This window comes from Natrononativus amylolyticus, from assembly GCF_024362525.1.
GTDB classification, from domain to species: domain Archaea; phylum Halobacteriota; class Halobacteria; order Halobacteriales; family Natrialbaceae; genus Natrononativus; species Natrononativus amylolyticus.
The window spans coordinates 307966-332369 of record NZ_CP101459.1 but is presented as its reverse complement, the minus strand read 5'-3'; the positions used below and the strand labels follow the sequence as shown (position 1 = coordinate 332369).

Below are 24404 nucleotides of genomic sequence, written 5' to 3'. Positions count from 1 at the left end.
TCATTAAGAGAGTCCGACATAGATGGCCGCCGATGACCGACCGTCGCTACGGCGTCGCCGCGTTCGCGGTGCTGGCGATCGCTATCGCGGCGCGTCTGCTCCCGCTTCACTGGACGAGCTATCCGTTCAACCCCGACGGCTTCGTCTTCGCCGCTCGAGCGGGCGAGATCACGGCTGACGGCGGCCTCGTCCTTCCGAGCGGGTCACCCCATGGCCACGCCTACTCCGTGTTTCTCTCGGTGACGAGTCAGCTGACGGGAGTCGATCCGGTCTGGCTCGCCCAGCCGACGATCGCCGTCATCGGCGCCGTTCCGCCGCTGATCGCCTTCCTGCTCGTGACCCGTCTCGGCACGACGATCACGACTGACCGGCGCGCGCTTCTCGTCGCCGGCACTACCGCGGGCGTCGTCCTCGCCGTCGAGGGCGTCTACCTCCGGCGAACGGTCACCGTGAGCTACGAGGTCCTCGGCCTGTTGCTGGTCGCCGTGCTGGCGATCACGACGGTTCGGGCCCTCGAGACGCGGCGCCCGGCGTGGATCGTCCTCACGCTCGTCGCGCTCGCGGTCCTGCCCGTTACACACCACCTGAGTACGATGCTCGCGGCGCTGACGGTCACCGCCGTCGTCGCGGGCTACGGGTTTCGGCGGCCGACTCGAGTCGTCCCCGGCGTCGTCGTAGTCGGCGGGTTCTGGCTCTATTTCGGGACGTACTACGCGCTCACCCGCCCGCCGTACACCGGCGACCTGACCGCGAAACCGGGGCTGTTCGTGGCGTGGGTAGTCGTTCTGGTCGCGTTCGTCGGCTGGCTGACGACGACCGGCGGTCGGGCCACCCGGCTCCTCGTCGGCGCCGTCGGAGCGACCGGATTCTCGATCCTGGCCGCAGACGCGCTCCTCTCGCTGTTCCCCGGGACGATGTCGGTCCCACCCACACTGCTTTTCTACGTCGCTCCGCTCACTGTCCTCGCCGCGCTCGCCGCGTGGGCGATCCCGTACGGCGTCGGCCCGGCGGGCGACCGACTCGTCGTCGTGGGGCTGCTCACCGCGCCGATCGCCTGGGTTGGCTTCGCCGTGACCGCGGGGCTCACCCCGGAGTACGTGTTGTTCGCCCGCCGCGGTCAGACGTTCGTCCACCTCGCAGCGGTCGTTCTCGCAGGGCTCGCGATACTCGCACTCGGCCGGTACGCCGTCCGCCGTCGGCGCTCGATCGCGCCATGGGTCCACACCGGAGTTCCCGTCCTTCTCTGTCTCTGTGCGCTCGTCTCGATGCCGCTCGCGTTCGCCGGCCTCGAGGCGCTCGCCTACCAGGGGACGACCACGCACGAGGAGTTCGAGACGCTCTCGTTCGCGACCGACGCGACGCCCGAGTGGACGAGCGACGACCATCTCACGCGCGTGGCCAGTAACTATTACGGGACGAACGCCTCACCCGGTCCGACGTACGAGTGGCTCGAGGGCGACGGCGCACTCGCCTGTCCGACCGTTTTCCAGCGGTCCTGGCAGACGGTCGGCGCCCAGCAGTACCCGTCGGAACCGGTCACCGTCGAGACGGACCGGTACGAGGCGACGGCTCTCGAGGGACACGCCGTCTACGCGACGACCGGCTCGGATCGACTCACGATGGTCGTCCCGCGTGGCGGTTACGGCTGCTAGTGCGCCGGCGGACACGATCGGGTGAGCGAAACCGACGTCCGGTGTCGGGTTTCGCTCGTCGCCGCTCGATCGAACCCCGGATCGACCGCCCGGTCTCGAGCACCGGCGCAGCGGATGGATTCACACGTCCGTTACAACTGTTGGTTGCAAGCGTTTGTTTCAAACGATCACACCAAACTGACTCGGGTCGATGACTCGTCCGGGAAGGACTCGAGGCGAACGGCACCGACGAGAACGGGGTGGGGGAGGGGGAAGTCGTCAGCGGACCGGATTTTCGGGGCGTGGCAGGGAGCAGTCCGGATGTACGGAGTCGGGTGGGACCGGATGCCCGATCGGGTTCCGACTGATCTCCCGCTACCATCGGCTACCGTCGGCGTCGCCATGAAGGTGTGCGTTCAACTGTGCAGTTAATTAAGTGCAATATTGGTATAAAATATACTGTGTTTCTGTACCACTCTCGTTGGTCGGTTGGCAAATCTCTAAACTATCAGATAACATCTCTACTATATATTATGACATATTCAAATTCACTACTCACCCGCTCTGACACACACGAGAGTCGATGACTGTGCGGCTATTGACCACTGTGGCTAGTTTTGCCCCGCTGGACGACGCACAGCTATCCGAACTACGCCGGTATCGTCACGGCCGTCATTACGCGGTCTATCCTCGTTCTTCCGCAGCCTACGTCGTTTGATACGATCTCCTCGGTTTCCGACCAATATTATATAATAAAACTAGTCTTTTAATACTCAACTCGGATAAAATATATTTCCTCTCATCTCACTCTCGGCGCGCGCTCGAGTTTGCCGATCTCCCGGAGCCGCCCTCGAGCAGGCGGCGCCTCTCGGCACGAATCCGCAGACGTACCCGCTCAGTCCTCGAGGTTCCCCTTCGAGTCCCAGATCGTCTGCATCATGTCCGCGAACACCGCGGTTCGAACCGGGACGCCGTCGTCGGTCGTCCGCGAGAGTTCGCAGTCGGCGATCTGTGCGACGAACTCTTCGGTAAAGCTCATCTCCTCGAGGGTCTCCCGGACGTCGAACGTCAGTTCGCCGTCGTCGGTGTCGAGCCACGCCACCGTCCGCTCCTGTTCGTCGTACTCGATGGTGTACGTCTCTCCGAGCAACTCGAGCAGCGTCTCCTCGGAGCCGACCTCGATCCAGTCGTCCGGCGTTTCCAGGTAGAACGTCCCATCCGTAAACGTCGTGTCGAATCGGCGCATACTCGAGTGTTCGCCGCTGCGGGCATAAGTGTCCGGAACCATCGGCACCGCCATCCGAGCTCAATCGTGCAAAGAACTTTACCGACCCCACCGGAAGTGACCGCAATGACTGGCTTGTGGGCTTATCCGTGGAGTGTCGCCGCTCCCGATCCGGCATCGACGATGGACGACCTGACCGCTGCCGGCGTCGACCGGCTCAAACTCGCCGCACACTATCACTCGGTGCGAACCTTCGACCCGAAAGCCGACGACCTCGGGTTCGTCACGTTTCCGGGCGGCTGTCTGTTCGAACCGGACGAGGCGTGTTTCGCGGAGACGCCGATCGACCCGCCGGACGCGCTCGACGGACGGACGCCCCCGTTCGGCGACCTGGTCGCGACGGCGACGGACCGGGGGCTCGCGGTCGACGCGTGGCTCGTCTGTTTTCACGGCACTCGCCTGGCGAGCGAGTGGCCGGCCTACCGGATCGAGGACGCCTTCGGAACCGCACACTCCCACGCGCTCTGTCCGTCTCACCCGGAGGTCCGCGAGTACTTCGCCGGCGTCGTCCGAAACCTCGCCCGGTCCGGCGTCGATCGGATCGACCTCGAGTCGGCCGGGTTTCCGAGCGTGCTCCACGATCACGGCGCGAACTTCGGCCACCACAAAGACCACGTTATCCGGTCCAGAGCGAGCGAGTTTCTCGTCTCCCAGTGTTTCTGCGACGGCTGTCGACGCGCGGCCGGCGGCGCGGTCGACGTGGAGGCCGCCCGAACCGCCGTCGTCGATCTCTGTCACGAGTACGTCGCCGACGCGGGCGAGGCGCCGGCGCTGTCGGAGCTGGTCGCCGCCGATCCGCTGCTCGCGGACCTCTTCGAGTTCCGGACGGCCGTCATCGGCGAGTTCCTCGACGACCTCGCCGCAGCGAGCGGCGAGACGCGCCTGTCGTACTACCTCGCAGACGGCGGCGGCTACGGGCCCTCGGAACTCTGGCCCGCCGGCGTCACCCCCGCCGCCCTCGAGGCGGCAGTCGACGACGTAACCGCGCTCTGTTACACGGCCGATCTGGCCGAAATCGACGCTCGTCTGTCGGCTTGCCGGGAAACGCTGGATCACCCCCTCGACGTCGGTCTCACGCTCGATCCCGAGGTCGTCGCCGACCGCGAGGAGTGGAAGCGCCTCCGCGAGTACGTCGGCGAGCGGATCGACGGCGACGTGTTTGTGTACAATCACGCGCTGTTGCCCGAGGACCGACTCGAGTGGCTCGACTCTCGCGGCCCCGCTCAGCGAACCTGAGCCCGTTTGCGGTCCCGATTTGCCGGCACAACCACGAACCGACCGGCGGTTGCGGGGGACTGACCGACTGGAGTCCTACGAGTCCGAAGCGGCCTCTCCCTTGCACCGAAGAAATGTTTTATTGCGATCCGTCGCCCTGATGAGGGCAGACCAATGGAGTGGCACTACAACGTCGCGGGCTGCTTTCGCTCCCCGGGCGACGACCTCGACCTGGCCGCGTACGCCGCGGACGCGGGGTTCGACGGGATCTGGATCGGCGATCACTTCGTACCGTGGCTCGACAACCGGCCGTACACCCACCACGTCCTGCCGTGGCTCGGCTCGCTCGTAGAGCGCGTTCCCGAGGTCACGGTCGGCACCTGCGTGAGCTGTCCGACGATCAGGTACGAGCCGCCGGTGCTGGCACAGGCGCTCGCCACGATCGACAACGCCTACCCGGGTCGCCTCGAGTTCGGCGTCGGAACGGGTGAGGCGCTCAACGAAGCCCGATTCCTCGACGGCGAGTGGCCCGAGTGGGGGACGCTCGCCGGAATGCTCGTCGAGTCCCTCGGACTGATGGAGACGCTGTGGGAGTCAGAGGAGTACGTCTCCCACGACGGCGAGCACTACCAGTACGACGAGATGAAGCTGTACACGAAACCTCGCGGCGAGATCCCGTTTCACTGGGCCGCCTGGGGTCCACAGTCGGCTCGATGTGCCGGCAAGTACGCCGGGAACCTCATCACGGCCGGGGACTCCGACCTGATCGCCGAGACGCTCGCGCCGGCCTTCGAGGAGGGGCTGGCCGAGCGGTCGGCTGATGCGGACGGCACCATCTCGGTCCAGCTCTCGGCACACGTCGGCGACCCCGACGAACTGGTCGACGAACTCCGCCGCAAAGGCGAGTACACCCCCCACGACGAACTCGAGACGGCCGACCCGCGCGAGATTCAGCGCATCGCCGACGACTGCCTCGAGGACGTCAGCGACGAGGAGCTCCGGCGGTTGAACAACGTTACGGACGACCCCTCGGAGCTCGTTTCGACGGTCGAGCGACTCGAGCGCGCCGGCGTCGACCGCGTCATCGTCGTCTCGAAGGTCGGCGATCCCGAGCGAACGATCGACGCCATCGAGCGCGACGTACGGCCGGCGCTCGAGTCGTGACCGGCTGCCGCCGCGGGCGGTAGCCGACCCACATATTTATCACGCCACCCTCGGTATGCGGCGGTATGGTTCGCGTGGGCATCGAGACGTTAGTAGACACGGAGATGGCGGCGGTCGACGGCGAGCGAGTCGGGCTGATAACGAACCCGTCGGGCGTCGATTCGACCCTCGTCCCGACGATCGACACGCTCTACAGTCACGACGACGTCGAACTGGTCCGCCTGTTCGGGCCGGAACACGGGATTCGCGGGAACGAGCAGGCCGGCGTGAAGGTCGCAGACAGCGTCGACGAACGAACCGGGCTGACGGTCCGGAGCCTCTACGGCGACGACCGCCGGCTGCGCCCGGAGCTCGTCTCGGATCTCGATACGGTCATCTACGACATGCAGGAGATCGGCTGTCGGTTCTACACCCTCATCTACACGCTCGCGTACGCGCTCGAGGGCGTCGGCGAAACGGAGACGACGTTCCTCGTCCTGGATCGTCCGAACCCGATCGCACCCCTCGGCGTCGACGGCAACCGCGTCCCCCCCGAACACGGCTCGTTCGTCGGCGACCGCCGTCTCCCGGTCACCTACGGGCTGACCGTCGGCGAACTCGCCCGATACTTCAACGCCGAGTTCGACCTGGGTGCGAACCTCGAGGTCGTCGAACTCGAGGGGTGGACCAGGGAGACCTGGTACGACGAACTCGAACTCGCCTGGGTGCCGCCGTCGCCGAACATGCCCACGCTCGACACCGCGACGATCTACCCCGGCACCTGCCTGTTCGAGGGAACGACCCTCTCGGAGGGGCGCGGGACGACGAAACCGTTCGAACTGATCGGCGCACCCTGGATCGACGCCGAGAGCTGGGCGAGCGCGCTCAACGCCCTCGAGATCGACGGCGCGGCGTTTCGCCCCGCGTACTTCACGCCGATGTTCTCGAAACACGAGCGGCGGGACGTCGAGGGCGTCCAGATCCACGTCATGGACCGTGACCGGATCGCGCCGGTCGAGATCGGCGTGAAGACGCTCCTGACGGCGTTTCAGCGCTTCCCGGAGGCGGACTGGGTTCACTCTAACGGCGAGTACTTCGTCGATAAGCTCGCCGGCGGCCCCTGGCTCCGCGAGGCGGTCGAGGGGATGGACGCCGACGAGAGCGTGGACGACATCTACGGACGCTTCGAACGCGAGTGGACCGGCGAGCGGGCGGCGTTCGCCGAGCTAGTCGAGGAGTACGCGCTGTACCCATGACAGGTCTCGACTCGCTCTCGCTCGAACAGAAGGTCGGCCAGCTGTTTCACGTGGGGTTTCACGGAACCGAACCCACCGACGCGGTCGAATCGCTGATCCGGGAGTACCACGTCGGCGGCGTCATCTACTTCGCGCGGAACCTGGAGACGCCCGACCAGACCCGCGCGCTCTCGCGCTCGCTCCAGCGGACCGCCCTCGAGAGCGGCGCCGAAATTCCGCTGTTCGTCTCCGTCGACCAGGAGGGGGGCACGGTCAGACGGCTCCCCTACTACGCGGCGGCGCCCGGCGCCATGGCAGTCGGCGCGACCGGCGAGCCGGAGGCGGCGGGGACGGTCGCCCGCGTCACGGCGGCTCAGCTCGAACGCGTCGGCATCAACTACAACCTGGCGCCCGTCCTCGACGTGAACAACAACCCGTCGAACCCGGTTATCGGCGTCCGCTCCTACGGCGAGCGCCCGGAATCGGTCGCCGCGTTCGGCGAGCGCTACGTCGAGGCGTTGCAGTCGGCCGGGATCGTCGCCTGCGGGAAGCACTTCCCCGGACACGGCGACACGGCGACGGACTCGCACGTCGACCTCCCGGTCGTCGACGCGAGCGAGGAACGCCTCGAGGCCGTCGAGTTCCCGCCGTTCGAGCGCGCGATCGAGGCTGGGATCGACACGATCATGACCGCTCACGTGGCGTTTCCGGCGATCACCGGCTCGGAGTCGACGCCGGCGACGCTCTCGCGGGCGGTGCTGACCGGCGTCCTCCGGGAGCGCCTCGGCTTCGAGGGGCTGATCTCGACCGACTGTATGGAGATGGACGCTATCGCCGACACCGTCGGCACCGCCCGCGGCGCCGTCGAGGCGGTGAACGCCGGCGCCGACGTCGTCCTCGTCTCTCATCGTGCCGACCGGCAGCGCCGAGCCATCGAGGCGGTGCTCGAGGCCGTCGAAACCGGCGAGATTCCGGAGTCACGGATCGACGCGTCGGTGGCGCGCCACCTCGCCGCCAAGGACCGACGCGACCTCCGCTCCGACGACGCGCCCGCCGAGAGCGCTCGAGACGACGAGGCCGACGCGCTCCTCGCGGTCTCGCGGGAGGCCGTGACGGCCCTCCGGGGGTCGGCCGAGGACGCGCGACTCGTCGCCGACGCGCCGGTCGCCGTGATCGGTCCGCGGACGACCGGCGGCTCTCCCGCGGCGGAGTCGCACTCGGCGCTCGAGTCGCTCGCGGCGCGGCTGCGAGACCGCGGCTACGACGTCACCGTCTACGAGGTCGGCGGCGCCGACGAGCCGTCCGGCGCCTTCGACCCGGCCGCCCTCCCGGACGGTTCGCAGGCGCTGTGTTGCACCGCGAACGTCGCTCGAGACCCCGCACAGGCCGACGCCGTCGCGGCGCTGCTCGAGGCCGACCGGTCGCCGACCGTCGTCGCGCTGGCGAACCCCTACGGTCTCCACGAGTTACCGCCGGTCGAGCCGGTTCTGACGACGTACGACCCGTCGAGCGGAAACCTGACCGCGCTCGTCGACGTGCTGGTCGGCGACGAACCGGCGCGGGGGCGCCCGCCGGCGAGCCTCCGGTAGCGCCCGCCGGTCACCCGTACTGTTTTACCGGTCGCAGCCGTCACCCAGTGCATGACGACGTACCGCACCGTCGGGCTCATGTCGGGGACCTCTCTCGACGGCGTCGACGCGGCGCTGTGTCGCGTCACCCTTCCGGATCCGGGGGAACCGCTCGTCGAAACCGAGATCGAACGCGAGGCGTTCTACGCCGACGAGTACGAGTCGGCGTTTCGAGACTACCTTCGCTCGGTCTGTACCGAAGACGCCGGCCTCGAGGCGCTCGCTCGAGCCGAGGTCGCCGTCGGTCGGCGGTTCGCCCGCAGCGTCGCGGGGGTGCTCGAGGCGGCCGGGGTCGAGTCCGACGCCGTCGACCTGATCGGGAGCCACGGCCAGACCGTCTGGCACGCGCCGACGAGCGAGCAGCTCCCGGCCGGGCTCGGCCGGACCCGCGCGACCCTCCAGATCGGCGATCCGAGCGTGATCGCCCGCGAGACCGGGATCGACACCGTCGCCGACTTTCGACGGGCCGATATCGCCGCTGGCGGCCACGGCGCGCCGCTTTCACCGCTACTCGACTGGCTCCAGTTCGGCGGCGACGAGGACCGAATCGTCCAGAACGTCGGCGGTATCGGGAACTGCACCGTCCTTCCCGGCGCCGGGACCAGGGGGGAGATTTCGGCGTTCGACACTGGACCCGGAAACATGGTGATCGACGCCGCGGTGTATGCGCTCACGGACGGCGAGCGCCGGTTCGACGAGGGCGGCCGGATGGCCGCCGCCGGCACTGTCGACGGGGAGCTGCTCGCCGCCCTCCTCGAGGACCCGTACTTCGATCGCGAGCCGCCGAAGTCGACCGGGCGAGAGGCGTACGGCGACGAGTACGCGGCGGGACTGCTCGAGCGAGCGGCCGACCGCGATCTTTCCGCCGAGGACACCGTCGCGACGGCCACCGCGCTCACGAGCGCGTCGATCGCGGACGCCTACGACCGACACGTCGATCTCGAGCCCGAGCGGGTGATCGTCTCCGGCGGCGGCGCGTGGAACGAGACGCTGCTCGCCGATCTCGATGCGCGAGTGGCCTGCCCGGTCGAGTCGAGTCGGGACCGCGGCGTCGACCCCGACTCCCGGGAAGCGGTGCTGTTCGCCCTGCTGGCCGCGCTGTTCGACGCCCGCAAACCCGGTTCGCTCCCGTCTGTCACCGGCGCCCGCGCGCCGGCCGTCCTCGGCACGGTAGCGAGGGCGCCGTCGAAAAACGAGGGGGACCGCGTCAGCTCGCCGTCGAAAGGGTGAACTCGGTCTCGGTGACGGCACCGGCGTCGACCGTCACGACCCCGACGCGGCGGCCCTGCACCTCGCCCGCGGGGAGCTCGACGCGGTACCGCCCCGGCTCGAGGTCGACGACGCCGAACCAGCCGTTGCCGGTGGTGGCGGTCGTGGCGACCGTCTCGCCGCCCCGACGGATCGCGACCTCGAGGCCGTCGACCGGCTCGCCGTCCGTCGTAACCGTGCCGGCCACCTGTCCGAACGCCGGCTCGGTCTTCCAGGTTCGCTCCGGAACCGACGCGGGGTCGGCGAAGACGGGCTCGGCGCCGTCCGGGCTCTCCTCGGTGAGCGCCTCCTCGAGGTCGGCCCGGGCCTCGTCCGCGCCTCGCTCGCCGTCGAACACCGTGAGATCGGGCGTCGCGTAGGAGTAGCCCGCCCAGCCGACGGTTCGGTTTCCGGCGTCCGTCTCGGCGAGTGCGGCCCTGATCTGGTCGACGGTGTCCGGCACCTCGTTGAGGTAGATCGCCGAGCCGACGGTCGCGTGGCGGTCGTACTGGTGGTCGGCGACGAACTCGTTCCACTCGCGGTACATCTCGGCCTGGTCGTCGTCCCAGTCGCGCTTGTAGTTCATCGGGACGTTCAGGTCGACGATCCCCTCCTCCATCCAGGCGCGCCAGTCCTGGAGCACCTCGGCGTAGGTGCGGGACTCCTCCCAGCCGCCCTGCTGTTCGGGGCCGTGACCGTAGGTGATGGAGTTGATGCTGAGACACACCTCGCGGTCGATCGCGTACGTCTCGAGGTAGATACAACGGACGAGGTTCGTCACCTGATCCCGGCGCCACTGGGCCCACTCCTCGTCGTCAGCGTCGGGGACGTCGTCGCGTCCGGTCGCCGCCCGGAACCGCTCGAGGGCGACCTCGTTGTACCCCCACGAGGACGTGCCGATCTCGAGATTGTGGTCCGGATAGCGGACGTAGTCCAGGTTGATCCCGTCGACGTCGTAGTTCTCGACCAGGCTGGTCGCCGTCTCGACGAGGTAGTCCGCGACGCCGGGGTGGCCGGGGTCGAAGAAGTAGTTGTGCCCGACGTGGATCTCGCCGTCCTCGCGGACGCTGTGCCACGGCTCGTCACTGCCGGGTCCGTGCGTGTTGAACGGGTGGTCCTCCGCTTCCGGCGGCTCCTCCTGGTTCCACATCGTGTTGACGTTCATCCACGCGTGGACCTCGAGCCCCGCGTCGTGTGCTTCCTCCAGAAGCGCCGCGAGCGGATCGAAACCGTCGTCGATCGGCGCACCCGTGCGCGGCGGTACCGCGTCGTCACAGAAGCAATCCGCCCGGCGGACGACCTGGGCGATGATCGCATTGTGGTTCGCCGCCGTCGCGGCGTCGACGAGGTCTTCGACCTCCTCCTGGCTGTAGATCCCCTCGTTGAAGCCGTCCGCCCAGTACGCCCGAAACTGGGACTCACCGTCGTCGGATGCGCCGGTCCCGCCGACGCCGAGACCGGCGAACGCGACTCCCGCGACGCTTGCTTTGAGAACGGTCCGTCTGTTCGTCTGCAGTAGTCCGTGTGGTGTCATGGTCGGTGGTTCGCAACCGGCGACCGGACTCCTCGCGATCGCCTCGAGCGGGTGACTGGCTAGCACTCACCTCGCTCGTATTTCTCTACCATATTGCCCAAGGTTATAATTGTTACTTACGTGAACGTCCAGCCGGCAGACATTCGAGGATCGTCGAGGGGGCGGCAGCGATACGGGCGACCGGAGCCGTCAGGAGTACGCGAGCTGGAGTTCGATGACGTTCTTGGTATCGGTCACCGCGTCGAGTACCGCGCCGCGGAGTCGATCGAGCGTGAGCCGACTCGTCGGGCCCGTGACGCCGACGGCGCCGACGGCGACTCCGCTCTCGTTGCGAACGGCGGTCGCGACCGACCGAACGCCGCGCAATCGTTCCTCGTCGGCGACCGCGTAGCCGTTCGCGCGCACCTCGGCCAGCTCCTCGAGGAGCGTCGGCCGGTCGGTGATCGTCCCGTCGGTGGCCGCGACGAGCCCGTGTCGTTCGAGGATCGCGTCGATCTCCTCGTCGGGCCGGTCCGCAAGCAGCACCTTTCCGAAGGCGGTCGTGTGCAGCGGCACGCGCTTGCCCGGGTAGAGATCGAGCGGGAGATCGGTCGCCCCCCGCTCGTGCTCGAGGAGGTAACCGAACCCGTCTTCGATGACGAACGCGCTCGCGGCTTCGCCGGTTTCGGCGGCGAGGTGGGCGAGTTCTGTCCGTGCGGCGTCGGCGACCGCGTACTGGCTCCGGGCGAACTCGCCGAAGGTGAGAAACCGAAGACTCAGCCGGTAGACGCCGTCGTTTCTCGTGACGAGCCCGGTTTCGACCAGCGTGCTCAGGTGATTGTGTACCGTGCTGTCGGAGAGCTCGAGGCGGGCGGAGATGTCCGTGAGGCGGGCGCTTCCGAGCCCGAACAGCGCCTCCAGTACGGCGACCGATCGCCGTGTCGCTTTCACCGGATTTTTCGCCTCGCGTGTCATTCGTTGTGGACCTTGATCGAAACCCGGGCCTATTAGTGTACCGACATGGACCTGCGGTCGGCCGTTTCTCGCAGCCGATTCGTTCGGCTCGGGGGCGGCGAAACAGCAGTACTGGCCCGTTTCAGCGATGCCGAAACGCGATCACGACGGCGTTTCCCACGCCATTCGATACCACTGGCCGCGGATTTCGGATTACCCGGGCGTATTACCGTTTGATACTCGGGTATCGGCGCGTTTCATGGGATTACGAAAGTATGCATGTAATGCCCTTCAGGTCCGGCGATTCTGTATCGTGGAAAGTGTACTACGCTCGCGGGGGCGGGTCGGCACACGAACCGTGTTCGAATGCGGCGATTCGATCGGTTTCTGCGCGGTATCGGTCGGTTCGAACTCGATCGTGACTTCTACGATGCCGACGGCTCGCGCCGCCGGCCCGAGGGCCGAATCGCCAGTGGCCATCGCCGGCAGATTTATAATGGTAGTGTTAATCATGACGTACGTATGACGGACAACGTCACAGGTAACGGGAGTGTCCCCTGTTCTCGCCGCGCGTGGCTGAAAACCCTCGCCGTCGGTGGGACGGTGGGTTCGGTTGCGGGCTGTCTCGGCGTGGACGACGCCGACGACGGCGACGACGAGTACTTCGTGCTTCCGGCGGTCGGAAACCTCGAGCAGGCTCACTTCAACGTGTGGAGTCTCGACAATCAGCTGTTCTTCGAAACCGGGATGCTGTGGGAGGAACTGGCGTACTTCTCCGCCGACGCCGCCGACTGGCACCCCCAGTTCGCCGAGGACTGGTCGTTCGACGAGGGGTCGGTGACCTTCGAGCTTCGGGAGGACATCGAGTGGCACGACGGCACCTCGATGACGGCCGATCACGCCGTCGACCACTTCCGGCTGGCGGAGGTGTGGGGCGATCCGATCTGGGACTTCGCGACGGACGTCCACGCCCCCGAGGAGTACACCCTCGAGTTCGAGGTCGAACCGGTCGCACAGAGCCTGATCGAACACGTCTTCCTCGGCGACATGTTCTCCCGGTGGATATACACGCACCCGGAGCTTCACCGCGAGTTCATCGAGCGCGCCGAGGACGCCGGCTCCGACGACGAGCTCTCCGAGATCAACGAGGATCTCGCCTCGCTCCAGATCGACGGCGAGGAGGCTATCGACGCCGGGATCGGCAACGGGCCGGTCGAACTCGTCGAGGTCACCGATTCGCGGATCGTGATGGAGCCCTACGACGGCTACCCGATCGGCTGGGAGGATGACACCGACATCGACTGGGCCGGCTTCGAGATCGTCGACTTCGGCGACAGCGAGTCCGACTTCCACCAGGCGGCCATCGCGAACAACATCCACGGCTTCACCGGCGACACCCCGGAGGAGGTCCGATCCGAGATGGACGATCACTGGGAGATCATGGACGGACCGCAGGAAGGGTTCCAGACGATCCAGTTCAGCCCGGAGTCGATGTGGGGCGAGGACACCGACGAGAGCCGCGCCCTCAGGCAGGCGATCGCCTACATGTACGATCCGACGGAGTTCGTCGACATCTTCGGCGAGGACATCATGGACTACCCGGACCCGAACAACGTCACCGGGATGAACAGCCCGATGGACGAGGAGTGGCTCGGCGACGTCGTCGACGACTTCACGAACTACGGGAACAGCGACGAGGGCTGGGTTCAGGAGGACCTCGCCGAGGAGAAGATGGAGGAGGCCGGGTTCGAGCGTGACGGCGACGACTGGGTCGACGCCGAGTCGGGCGACCCGCTCGAGGTCGAGATCCGCTACCCCGTCGACTTCGACGCGAACGTCCCCTCCTACCAGAACGTCGTCGAACAGTTCAATCGGTTCGGTATCGACGCCGAGGGCGTCGGCGAGGACTTCACGACGCTCCAGACGCAACTGATGCCCGATCACGACTTCGAGGTCGCGATCTACACCTCCGGGCCGGCGGCTCCCCACGCGGTCAGCGCCTACCGGAACACGATGGGGGACGTCTCCTCGCCGGAGACGACCCGCTGGAACAACCAGCTCTCGGAGGTCACCGTGCCGTGGCCGCCGGGCGACGCGGACAACGACCTCGAGACGGTCGACATCGACGAGCGCATCGAGGGACTGAACGACGCCGAGTCCGAGGACGAAGTCGACGAGTACGTCGAGGAACTGGCGTGGATCTACAACCAGTGGGTTCACGGCGTCCAGACCTGTACGGAGTTCCGCCTGAACTACGTCGCGACCGACATGTGGGACTGGGGCGTCGACATGGACGATCCGACGATCCGCTCGGAGCAGCCGTGGATGTACCTCACCCGCACCGGCGACCTTCGGGCGGACGTCGACTGATACCGTCGGACGGACGAATCGGTCGCTCGAGCGACCGATCTTCAAACGGTTCTGCCCGACAGTTCGACATTCCACTCGTCGCCGTCGGCGCCGACCGGCCTCGAGCCGCCGGTTCTCGATCTATAATTATTCTCCATCGGAATCTATATGGGCCTGGGGCGAACCCGTATAACCTGAAATGCATTGGGTACTGACACGGGCAGCGCGGGCAGGGTTCACCGTCTTTCTCGTGGTTCACTTCACGTTCCTGTTGATTCACTTCCTGCCCGGCAGTCCGATGGATTACCTCCAGGCCCAGCTCTCGCGCCAGCAGGGTCTCAGCGAAACCGAGATCGAGTCGATGGCGGCGGTGTACCTCAACATGCACCCGGACGCGTCGATTCAAGAACAGTACGTCGACTACATGTCGTCGCTGCTCACCGGCGATCTGGGAACGTCGATCTACTTCAACGAACCGGTCGCCGAACTGCTCGCGACCGCCGTCCCGTGGACGGTGTTCCTGATGGTGAACGCGATCGCGATCTCGTTTACCATCGGCATCTCGATGGGGGCGCTGATGGCGTACCTCGAGGGGAGCCGGTTCGACAACGTCGCGACACTGTTCGCCATCGTGAGCAACTCGATACCCTACTACATCATCGCAATCCTGCTCGTCTACGTCCTCGGCCACCAGTGGGACCTGTTTCCGGTCACCGGTCGGTACGACGACCGCACGACCCCCGGCGTGAACGTCCCGTTTCTCTCGAGCGTGATCTATCACGCGACGCTCCCGGCGCTGTCGTGGGCGTTCGCGGGACTGGGCGGCTGGGCGCTCGCGATGCGAGCCAACAGCATCAGCATCCTCGGCGAGGACTACCTCCGCGTCGGCCGATTGCGGGGGTTGCCGACCAAGCGGCTCACGCTCCGATACGTCGCGCGCAACGCCGTGTTGCCGCTGTATACGAACATGATGGTCGTCATCGGCTACGCCTTCGGCGGCGCGGTCGTCCTCGAGACGATCTTCGTCTACCGGGGGGTCGGCTACTACCTGTTCACGGGGATCGAAGCGCGAGACTTCCCGCTGATGATGGGCGGCTTTCTCGTGATCACGATCGCCGTCGTCACCGCGCTGTTCCTCGCCGAACTCACGTACGGAAAGCTCGATCCGCGGGCACAGGAGGGGGGATCCGATGAGTCATTCTGAGTCCTCCTCCGGGGGCGACGACTTCCCGTTCCAGATGCCGTCGACGGGCGAGACCACTCGGAAAGAGCGCTGGTTCCGTACGATCGACCGAACGATACTGGCGCCGGCGCGCATAATCCTGAGCGACTGGCGCGGGAAGGTCGGCGTCACGCTGTTGATCGTCTACCTGTTCATGGGTCTCGCCGGGCCGTACCTGATCGCGCCGCCGGAGACCGACACGGCACACACGCTGGTCGGCCCGTTCGAGATGTGGCAGTATCCACTGGGGACCGACAGCTCCGGCCGAAGCGTGCTCGCCGACGTCGTCCACGCGACCCCGCCGATGCTGAAGATGGTGTTCGCCGGCGGGGTGTTCGCCGTCACCGTCGGCTCGATCGTCGGGATGGTCGCCGGCTACAAGGGCGGGCGAACAGACCAGGCGCTCATGGTCGTCACGGACACGCTGATGGCGATCCCCGGACTGCCGCTGGTGATCGTGCTCGCGTTCCTGTTCGAACCTCGCAACCCGTACGTCGTCGGGATCATCCTCGCGATTCCCGCCTGGTCGGTGCTCGCCCGCTCGATCCGCTCGCAGATGCTGCCGCTGCGGAGCGTCGAGTACGTCGAAGCCAACCGGCTGATGGGCATCTCGACCTGGAAGATCATCCTGAAGGACGTCGCGCCGAACCTGATGCCGTACATTCTCGTCAGCTTCGTCGCCGCCTCCCGCGGCATCGTCTTCGATTCGGTCGCGCTGTACTTCCTCGGCGTGCTTCCCACGTCGGACCCGAACTGGGGCGTGACAATGGACACGGCGTACTCGAGTGGCGGCGCGCTCTACTCCTGGGGGGCCGCCCACTGGCTGCTCGCACCGATGCTCGCCGTGGTGTTGCTCTCGCTCGGCCTGATTCTGGTTTCGCAGGCTGCCGACAAGCTGTTCAACCCGCGGATCCGCGCTCGCCACCAGAAAACGACGAAAGGCGGCGGTGGCCCCGTCGACCACGAGCCGAACGCTCCCGCAGAAAACACGGCCCGCTGAGGCCGTCCCCTCCTCGAATCGTCACCTGCAGTTCGCTCGCACCGCCAGGATCACGAGGATGAACGCCGTAATCACGAGCAGGTTGTACGTCGCCACCGTGTACTCCGCGGTCCCCCGTTCGATGTAGGGGAACGAAAACAGCGTGAGCACCCCGAGTGCGAACACGAGCACGCTCAGGATGCGGAAGGCGAACTCGTACTCACAGAGCCGGTCCCACGCGGTTTCGGTCATCGGCTCATCAATTCTGACCGACCCGTATAACGGTTGCGGGACCGGCGGGGAACTCGTTCGCGCGACACAAATTTCAAGTAACTGGCTCACCCACGTCGTCGCATGACTTCGGTACGCAGGCGGGCCGCCGGCGAGGCGCGGTCACGACTGAATCCCGGCCGGACCGATCGGCGGTGGGCGTGATGGCAACGAGCGAACAGGCACGAGCCGACAGCCGCGGTGACGACGTGATCGTGAGCGTGGAGGACGTGACGGTCCGCTTCGACATGGAGCGCGGGGAGTCTCGCGTCCTCGATTCGGTGAGCATGGACATCCGCCGGAACGAGATCCTCGGTATCGTCGGGGAGTCGGGCTCCGGAAAGTCGATGTTCGCCGACGCGCTGCTCGATTCGGTCGTCGATCCGGGGCAGGTCGACGGCACCATCACCTACTACCCCGAATCGGGCGAACCGGTTGACGTGCTGAACCTCGAGGCCGAGCGGCTGCGGCGGTTTCGCTGGGAGAACGTCTCGATGGTGTTCCAGGGGGCGATGAACTCGTTCAACCCGACCCTCGACATCCGCGGCCACTTCGAGGAGACGCTGCGGGCCCACGAGTACCCGGTCGAGCCGGGAATCGAACACGCCAGAGAGCTGCTGGCCGACCTCTACCTCGATCCCGACCGCGTCCTCTCGTCGTACCCCCACGAACTCTCCGGCGGGATGTCCCAGCGGGCGCTGATCGCGCTGAGTCTCGTCCTCGAGCCGGACGTGCTGGTGATGGACGAGCCGACGGCGGCTCTCGACCTGCTGATGCAGCGGTCGATCCTGAGCCTGCTCGAGGCGGTCAAAGACGAGTACGATCTCACCATCGTCTTCATCACGCACGACCTCCCGCTGGTCACGGGGCTGGCCGACCGGCTGGCCGTGCTGTACGCGTTCGACTTCGTCGAGGTCGGCGACGCGGAAGACGTGTTCGCCACCCCCTCACACCCGTACACGAGATCGCTGCTGAAGGCGATTCCGACGCTCGACACGCCGCTCGAGGACATCACGCCGATCGAGGGCTCGAGTCCCGACCCCGTCTCCCTGCCGACCGGCTGTACGTACCACCCCCGGTGTTCGCTCGCGGACGACAGGTGTACCCACGAGGAGCCGCCGTTTCACGGCGTCGATTCGAACGACGGCCACCGGACCGCCTGTTTCTACTGGGAGGACGCGGCCGACGAGATCCCCCTGTCGACCGGTGACGGCTCGGTCGCCTCGGCGACCGTCGACGGGGCGCAGTCGGCCGAACCGATTCTCTCGCTGTCCGACGTCGAGGTCCACTTCGAACAGCAGGTCGGGCTCCTCGAGGGACTGTTCAGCGATCCGAGCCCGGTGCGGGCCGTCGACGGCGTCGACCTCGACATCTACGAGAACGACGTGGTCGCGCTGGTCGGTGAGTCGGGTTGCGGGAAGACGACGCTCGGCAAAACCGTCGTCGCCGCCCAGCGGCCGTCGGGCGGGTCGATCGAGTACAAGGGCCAGGACGTCTGGGCGGCGAAAGACGGCGACGGCGACGTCTCGATCCCGTTCGAGACGATTCGACAGTCCCTACAGATCATCCACCAGGACCCCGGGAGTTCGCTCAACCCGAACCGGACCGTCCAGGCGAACCTCGAGGTGCCGCTGAAGCAGTGGCACCCCGAGATGGATTACAACGACCGGGAGAAGCGAGTGCTCGCGATGCTCGAGCACGTCGGTATGTCCCCGCCGGAGGACTACGCGCTGCGGTACCCCCATCAGCTCTCCGGCGGCGAGCAACAGCGGATCGCGCTGATCCGCGCGCTCTCGATGAACCCCGGCGTGATCTTCGCCGACGAGGCGGTGTCGGCGCTCGACGTCTCGCTTCGCGTCGAGATGATGGACCTGATGCTCGAGTTGCAGGACGTCTTCGACACCTCGTTTCTGTTCACCTCGCACAACCTCTCGAACGCCCGGTACCTGTCGGCGAGCGTCGGCGGCCGTATCGCGGTGATGTATCTCGGCGAGATCGTCGAGATCGGTCCCGGAGAAGAGGTCATCTCGAACCCGAAACACCCCTACACGAAGATCCTGAAGTGGTCGACCGAGGACGTCGATACGACCGAAGACGTCGACGAGTCGCCGCTCCGAGAGATCGACATCCCCGACCCGATCGATCCGCCGAGCGGCTGTTCGTTCCACACCCGATGTCCCGAGGCCCGCGAGGCCTGTACGCGCGCCGACCCGACGCTGACCCACGACGCCGACCTCGAGCACCACGCGGCGTGTTTCAGGGAGTATCCGTCGGGCCACGCCTACTGGGAGAGCGCGCCGCTCGAGGGAAGCGGCCGGAGCGAACCATCACGGGACTGAGCGCACGGGCCGCCGTACGCCGTATCCGCCCCCGTTCGTGCCCGAATTAGTCGACGCGGTATCTCTCGACGGCGTCCTCGTCGACGTCGACGCCGAGTCCGGGACCGTCCGGAACCGGCATCGATCCGTTTTCGACGACGAGCGGCTCCGTCAGGATGTGATCGGCCCAGCCGTAGTACACCGAATCCGGCGGCAGGTTCAGCGCCGGCGTACTCGCATAGAGCTGGAGCACCGCGGCCTGCTTGATCCCGAGGTCGAACCCGTTGTGGTGGGTTACGGAGACGCCGGCTTTCTCCGCGACCGCGATCTGGTCTCGAACCGCGAGCAGGCCGCCGGCGGGCACGAGGTCGACGCACGCGACGTCGATCGCGGCCCGCTCACACAGGTGATAGAGGTTGCGCGGGAAGTACGTGTCCTCGTTGGCGGCGATCGGTTGGCGAAGCCGCTGGCGAAGGCGCTCGTAGGTGCCGTACGTGTCGATCCGACACGGCTGCTCGAGGTACTGGAGGTAGATCCCCTCGTCCTCGAGGACGGCACCCGCGCGAACGGCCTCCTCGAACGTCCACCCCTGATTGGGATCGATCCGAAACTCGAGGGCGCCGTCCGTCTCGTGGTGCATCGCGCGGATGCGGTCGACGTCGCCTCTCCAGTCGGGGCCGGCTTTCGTCTTGAGGACGGTAAACCCCTGTTCGCGCGCTCGAGCGGCGTACGTTCGCGACTCGGCTTCCGAGAGCATTCCCAGGCAGTAGGCGACGTCGACGCGCTCGCGAACGCCGCCGCCGAGTAACTCCGAGATCGGCGCGCCGCGTTTCTTGCCGAGGGCGTCCCACATGGCGGTTTCGACGGCTCCGAGGAACGGTCTGACTTTGACGTACGGGTAGTAGAAGTCGTCGACGAACCCGCGAATCTCCGACAGGTCGCGGCCGAGCAGCCGCGGGGCGATGACGTCCTCGATGACGGCGGCGGTCACCCGCGGCGACTGCATCGCGTTCAACATCTCTCCCCACCCCGTGATGCCGTCGTCGGTCTCGAGGCGGACGAGCATTCGACCGACGACTTCGACTTCGTCGTGGTTACTGCTGTACGGTGCCAGCCCGCCTTCCTCGAGCGGGGCGACCGGAACCGCGACCGGAATCGCGTCTATTTGCGTAACTTCCATGCGGGGTACTTCGTTCGAACCCTCTAAAATCCTCGTCCTCGTGAAACGCTAGACCTGTCGGATCTGCCGTTACTAATTACTGTCAGAAACAAGTTGGATACGGAGAATTGATAGGACGTTTATGTATTGGGCCCGGATACCGCACCGAACGATTCTTTCGAAGCTCGATAAGCGTAATATGCCGGTTCACGACCGTAAGAGACACTTTCGATACAATTCAACATGTGGCTAACGAATAGCAGCCGACGGTTCGGATTCAATCCTATTTCCCGTTCAGATCCGCTGCTCTTCCCCTCAGTTCAGTTTTGGGTCTTTGTGAATGCATTTTAGTATCCGATGTCTGCGTCCAATAATATAATAATAATGGTATTGTTTTTGATTTGCTAAGTATGATGTTTACTGCTGTGTGTGGGACCATTCCACGAGTGCATTTCTCGCGCCCCCGGATTACAGGTATATGTTTGTAATTCTTGACGGCCGTCGCTTCTCGGTGCGATCGACGGCGGTCCGATCACCGTTCATACGTGGTAAACGACTGGAACACTGAAACGATCCGGCATCGACCTCCGAACGGTGCCGCGCCAGTCCGCACCACCGGTTCTGACATGATCTGGTCCAACGACCCGTAGCTCGTCTGTAGCGGGTAGCATTCGCCGGTCGACGTCGATCAGACACCACAAATACATGTATTTAAATATCGTTAACTCAATTTGCATATCATCTATATCTGTTCACCAGGGGTGAACGAACGTGGAGTACACTCGATAACCCTGTGGTACCAGTGCTCACGGACGGCACCGACCTCGCGTATACGGTGTCCGCCCGGAGTTTCCACTCGGTATTGCCGAGTGCAGCCGTTTTATCGAGTTGAACGACCGTTCTCGCTCGAGCGTCGAGCGGAGAGTACTGACCACCGACACTCCGTCCAAGCGAAACTATAAGGCTCGGCGGCGCGGCACTAACGAACAGATGGTCGATATCGGTATCGTCGGCTTAGACACGAGTCACTCGGAATCGTTCGCAGCGACCATCCAGGAGCACGGTTTGGCTGAGCTCACGGCCGTCTGGGATGGTGGTGCGGTACGGAGCGATGCGTACGCGGACCGGTTCTGCGAGCGCTACGAAGCGACCCGATTCGCGGAGCCGCTGGATCTCGTCTCCGCCGTCGACGCCGTCCTGATTCTGACGGTAAACTGGGACACCCACCGCGAGCTCGCGGTCCCGTTTCTCGAGCGCGGCGTGCCGACGCTGGTCGACAAACCCATCGCGGGCTCTCTCGAGGACGTTCGCGCGATTCGAGACGCGATCGGTGAGACGCCGTTTTTCGGCGGCTCCGCGGTTCCCTACCAGTCTGCGGTTCGCTCGCTCGACAGCTTCGGCGATCAGCAGACGGTGTACTGCATCGGCTACGACGACACGTTCTACTACGGCAGCCACGTGATCGATACGGTTCGCCGGCTGGCTGGAGCGCCCTGGACGTGCGCGTCGCGGGCCAACGACCCCGGTCAGACGGTCGACGTCGCCTTCGAGGACGGAACGTACGCGACCGTTCGACTCGACGATCCGAGCGACGACGAGCTGTTCACCTTCTTCAGCATCGGCGAGCGAACCGTTCGACGGGACGTCGGTAGCTCCGCGGAGGAGATGACCGAGATGTACGAGAACTACATCGACACGTTCCTCGAGGTCGTCGCGGGAGCCAGGAACCCCGCGGACCGGGTTCTCGACGCCGCATCGCTTTTACTCGCCGTGAACGCCGCGCTCGAGCACCCCGGCCCCATCACGCCGAACTGCCGAATCCTCTCGGAGTACTCCGTCGACGGCGCCGCCTTCCTCGCGGAGTACGAGCCCTACTACTGACTCGCGTCGACGCCCGACCGAACTCGTTGGCGGGTCGCCATACAACTAAGGCGTCTCCCGCGTTACCCAGCGACGATGCACAACAGACAGTCCGGACGGACGGGGGTGGTCTGAGTGCCCGCCCACGAGGCGCGACTCCGCGCTGGATCGGCGTCGACCGATATCACGCCCGAGGAGCCGGTTGTGATGAGCGGCTACGGCGCTCGGGAGGGTCGTTCGACGGGCGTTCACGATCCGCTGTTCGCCGCCGCCCTCGTTCTCGACGACGGCACATCTACGGTCGGTGTCGCCTCGGTGGACGTGCTGAACGTCTCCCGGGAGTTCACGAACCGGGTTCGAACTGCGCTCGCGAGCGCCGGCGTCGACCTCGATTCGATCGTCGTCGCGGCGACGCACACCCACGCGGGGCCGTACCTTCCCGCTCGGGCGCTCGACGTGAGCCCGCCGCTTCGGGCGACCGCGGACGTCTCGGAAACCGTTTCGCGGATCGAGGAGGCGGTCGTCGAAACGTTCCGACGGGCGCACGCCGCCCTCGAGCCGGCCGCGGTTCACACCGCCACCGACTCCGAAGGGGCGGTTCAGGAGAACCGCCGCGCGGCGGGTGGCGTCGGCGGGAACGTTCGCGTGCCACACGGGCCGGTCGACCCCAACGTCACCGCCGTTCTCGTCGAGACGGTTTCGGGGGCGGAGACGGTGCTCTACAACTTCGCCTGTCACCCGGTGTGTGCGACAGCGCGAGAGACGCACCTCTCGGCGGACTGGCCGGGCGTCGCCAGGGAGCGCGTTCGCGAGGTCCGTCCGGGGGCGACGGTGCTCTTTCTCAACGGCGCCGCCGGCGACGTCAACCCGGCGGGACTGCGCCCGGGCCGCTCGAGAGCGGAGGCGTACGAGGCGATGGAGCGGGTCGGCGGTCGCGTCGGCGACGCCGTCGTCCGTGCGCTCGAGGGCGCGGAGCCGGCGGCGGACGGCGCCAGCCGCGCCCCGATTTTCGTCGACGAGGCGGAGCTCCGGCTCCCGGTCAAGCGAACGCCCCCCGTAGAGACGCTCGAGGCGCGGATCGACGACCTCGACGATCGGATCGAGCGCCTCGAGGCCGACGGCGAGACCGTCGGCGCGGAGAAACTCGCCTGGGACCGTCAGTACGCCACGGAGCTGCTCGCGATCGCGCGCTGGGATGCGACCTGCCTCCCGAACCGGCTGCCGTACTTCGAGATCGGAACGATCGGGGTCCTGGGGATGCCCGGCGAGGTACACACGGCCCACGGCCTCCGCTTCAAGTCGGCGGCGCGCGCCGAGTCGTTGCTGCTGGCCGGTTACGCGAACGACTACGTCGGCTACCTGCCGCCGCTCGCCGACCTCGAAAACGTCGGGTACGAAGTCCGAACGGCGAAGCTCTCGCCGGAGGCGGTCCTCGAGTTCCGCCGCGAAGCGCTGGGGCTCGTCGGGGCCTTAACTTCGAGCCCGTCGGCCGCCGATGGCGGTCAGTAAACGCTCGAGGTCGCGTTGGGGTCGTGTCCGCTCGAGAGGGTGGGCAACAGCGTCGAAGCGTACGACAGCGAGTCCAGCGGGTCGTCGGTCTGTCCGTGCTCGTAGACGAGCCACGCGACGTCGGCGTCGCGCGCGGCGTCGACGCAGCGTTTGACGTCGAGTTCGCCGGCGCCGACTTCGACCTGAATCGTCGCTTCTCGACCCGGAACCGAGTCGGTGAGGTGAACGAGCGAGATCCGGTCGCCGTACCGGGAGAGAAGCGAGATCGGATCGGCGCCAGCGTACACGGCCAGTCCCGTGTCGAGTTCGAAGGCGATCGAGTCGTCGGTCCGGTCGAGTAACACGTCGTAGACGTACTCGTCCCCGAGCTGGTCGAACTCGACCGTCGAGTTGTGATAGCAGAACTCGAACCCGTCGGCTGCCAGTTTCGAGGCGAGGTCGGAGAGGTGGTCCGCGACCGCCTCGGTCGCCTCGAGCGAGTCGAAGGCGTCTTCGTCGTACGACTGCGCGATGAACCGCCGACACCCGAGTTCACCGTAGGTCTCGACGAGCGCGTCGTACTCCGATTCGAGCTGGTCGACCGAGACGTGCGCGCCGATCATTTCGACGCCCGCGGTTGCGACCGCGTCGGCGACGACGGACGGCGACGAGCCGGCGAGACCCGTGAACTCGACCCCTTCGAGCGTGGTGTCGCCGACGCGCGCGATGAGTTCGGGCAGTTCGTCAGGAAGATCCTCGAGCGTCTGAAGCTGTATCGCTGTTCGCACCATTTCTTACGTACCTACCGATAGGTGAACGGCTGCAAACAATAAAGCTATTCCGTTCGGATATCTGACAGCGATCGAATACGCACCGCTGGGTGGGCCGTCGAGGCGTGCGCCGACTC

The 24404-nt window shown here is 66.2% G+C and carries 18 protein-coding genes; 12 read left to right on the top strand and 6 right to left on the bottom strand.

All coding sequences use genetic code 11. The annotated features are described in order from the left end of the window. Positions 1-32: 32 nt before the first annotated feature. Positions 33-1652 carry a sodium/phosphate symporter gene (locus NMQ11_RS16875; protein WP_255171521.1) on the top strand — a complete coding sequence of 540 codons (1620 nt, stop codon included), beginning with the start codon at positions 33-35 and terminating at the stop codon, positions 1650-1652. An 874-nt stretch (positions 1653-2526) separates the two neighbouring features. On the opposite strand, the gene NMQ11_RS16870 is transcribed toward NMQ11_RS16875, so the two are convergent. Continuing rightward, positions 2527-2877, bottom strand: coding sequence for a hypothetical protein (locus NMQ11_RS16870; protein WP_255171520.1), 351 nt, complete (start codon positions 2875-2877; stop codon positions 2527-2529). A 162-nt stretch (positions 2878-3039) separates the two neighbouring features. Between NMQ11_RS16870 and NMQ11_RS16865 the strand changes: the two genes are divergently transcribed. The 5 genes from NMQ11_RS16865 (at position 3040) to NMQ11_RS16845 (ending at position 9367) form a co-directional block, all read left to right on the top strand. Further along, complete coding sequence (locus NMQ11_RS16865; RefSeq protein ID WP_255171519.1) at positions 3040-4152, top strand: alpha-amylase family protein; 1113 nt, start codon at positions 3040-3042, stop codon at positions 4150-4152. A 153-nt stretch (positions 4153-4305) separates the two neighbouring features. Then, complete coding sequence (locus NMQ11_RS16860) at positions 4306-5295, top strand: LLM class flavin-dependent oxidoreductase (protein WP_255171518.1); 990 nt, start codon at positions 4306-4308, stop codon at positions 5293-5295. A 65-nt stretch (positions 5296-5360) separates the two neighbouring features. Beyond that, the gene (locus NMQ11_RS16855; RefSeq protein ID WP_255171517.1) at positions 5361-6530 is read left to right on the top strand and encodes an exo-beta-N-acetylmuramidase NamZ family protein; all 1170 of its coding nucleotides are present in this window, start codon (positions 5361-5363) and stop codon (positions 6528-6530) included. Continuing rightward, on the top strand, positions 6527-8098 hold the full coding sequence (nagZ, locus tag NMQ11_RS16850; protein WP_255171516.1) for a beta-N-acetylhexosaminidase: 1572 nt from the start codon (positions 6527-6529) through the stop codon (positions 8096-8098). Before NMQ11_RS16855 ends, nagZ begins: the two co-directional genes overlap by 4 nt. Before the next feature lie 51 nt (positions 8099-8149). Then, the gene (locus NMQ11_RS16845; protein WP_255171515.1) at positions 8150-9367 is read left to right on the top strand and encodes an anhydro-N-acetylmuramic acid kinase; all 1218 of its coding nucleotides are present in this window, start codon (positions 8150-8152) and stop codon (positions 9365-9367) included. Here NMQ11_RS16845 and NMQ11_RS16840 read toward each other — a convergent pair. Both NMQ11_RS16840 and NMQ11_RS16835 read right to left on the bottom strand, forming a co-directional pair. After that, positions 9345-10919: a family 10 glycosylhydrolase gene (locus NMQ11_RS16840; protein ID WP_255171514.1), complete on the bottom strand. Its 1575-nt coding sequence runs from the start codon at positions 10917-10919 to the stop codon at positions 9345-9347. The genes NMQ11_RS16845 and NMQ11_RS16840 overlap by 23 nt on opposite strands. A gap of 189 nt (positions 10920-11108) precedes the next feature. Next, positions 11109-11873 (bottom strand): IclR family transcriptional regulator, encoded by a 765-nt coding sequence (locus NMQ11_RS16835; RefSeq protein WP_255171513.1) that lies wholly within the window; start codon positions 11871-11873, stop codon positions 11109-11111. Positions 11874-12374: 501 nt separating this feature from the next. Between NMQ11_RS16835 and NMQ11_RS16830 the strand changes: the two genes are divergently transcribed. The 3 genes from NMQ11_RS16830 to NMQ11_RS16820 all read left to right on the top strand — a co-directional run bounded on the left by NMQ11_RS16830 (position 12375) and on the right by NMQ11_RS16820 (position 16423). Further along, the gene (locus NMQ11_RS16830; protein ID WP_255171512.1) at positions 12375-14222 is read left to right on the top strand and encodes an ABC transporter substrate-binding protein; all 1848 of its coding nucleotides are present in this window, start codon (positions 12375-12377) and stop codon (positions 14220-14222) included. 178 nt (positions 14223-14400) lie between these two features. After that, on the top strand, positions 14401-15405 hold the full coding sequence (locus tag NMQ11_RS16825) for an ABC transporter permease (protein WP_255171511.1): 1005 nt from the start codon (positions 14401-14403) through the stop codon (positions 15403-15405). Next, a complete protein-coding gene (locus NMQ11_RS16820) occupies positions 15392-16423 on the top strand; it encodes an ABC transporter permease (protein ID WP_255171510.1) in 1032 nt (343 codons plus the stop codon). The genes NMQ11_RS16825 and NMQ11_RS16820 overlap by 14 nt, the downstream gene beginning before the upstream one ends. Positions 16424-16444: 21 nt before the next feature. Here NMQ11_RS16820 and NMQ11_RS16815 read toward each other — a convergent pair whose 3' ends face one another. Continuing rightward, positions 16445-16654 carry a hypothetical protein gene (locus NMQ11_RS16815; protein WP_255171509.1) on the bottom strand — a complete coding sequence of 70 codons (210 nt, stop codon included), beginning with the start codon at positions 16652-16654 and terminating at the stop codon, positions 16445-16447. A gap of 182 nt (positions 16655-16836) precedes the next feature. Here NMQ11_RS16815 and NMQ11_RS16810 point away from each other — a divergent pair, with 182 nt between their 5' ends. Next, positions 16837-19011, top strand: a complete 2175-nt coding sequence (locus tag NMQ11_RS16810) for an ABC transporter ATP-binding protein (protein WP_255171508.1) — start codon at positions 16837-16839, stop codon at positions 19009-19011. A 46-nt stretch (positions 19012-19057) separates the two neighbouring features. Here the strand turns inward: NMQ11_RS16810 and NMQ11_RS16805 are convergent, their stop codons facing one another. Continuing rightward, the gene (locus NMQ11_RS16805; protein ID WP_255171507.1) at positions 19058-20170 is read right to left on the bottom strand and encodes a mandelate racemase/muconate lactonizing enzyme family protein; all 1113 of its coding nucleotides are present in this window, start codon (positions 20168-20170) and stop codon (positions 19058-19060) included. 969 nt (positions 20171-21139) lie between these two features. Between NMQ11_RS16805 and NMQ11_RS16800 the strand changes: the two genes are divergently transcribed. Both NMQ11_RS16800 and NMQ11_RS16795 read left to right on the top strand, forming a co-directional pair. Beyond that, positions 21140-22030 (top strand): Gfo/Idh/MocA family protein, encoded by an 891-nt coding sequence (locus NMQ11_RS16800; protein WP_255171506.1) that lies wholly within the window; start codon positions 21140-21142, stop codon positions 22028-22030. Positions 22031-22144: 114 nt separating this feature from the next. Next, on the top strand, positions 22145-23518 hold the full coding sequence (locus tag NMQ11_RS16795; protein WP_255171505.1) for a neutral/alkaline non-lysosomal ceramidase N-terminal domain-containing protein: 1374 nt from the start codon (positions 22145-22147) through the stop codon (positions 23516-23518). Here the strand turns inward: NMQ11_RS16795 and NMQ11_RS16790 are convergent. Beyond that, positions 23512-24288 (bottom strand): sugar phosphate isomerase/epimerase family protein, encoded by a 777-nt coding sequence (locus NMQ11_RS16790; RefSeq protein WP_255171504.1) that lies wholly within the window; start codon positions 24286-24288, stop codon positions 23512-23514. The genes NMQ11_RS16795 and NMQ11_RS16790 overlap by 7 nt on opposite strands. Positions 24289-24404 lie beyond the last annotated feature (116 nt).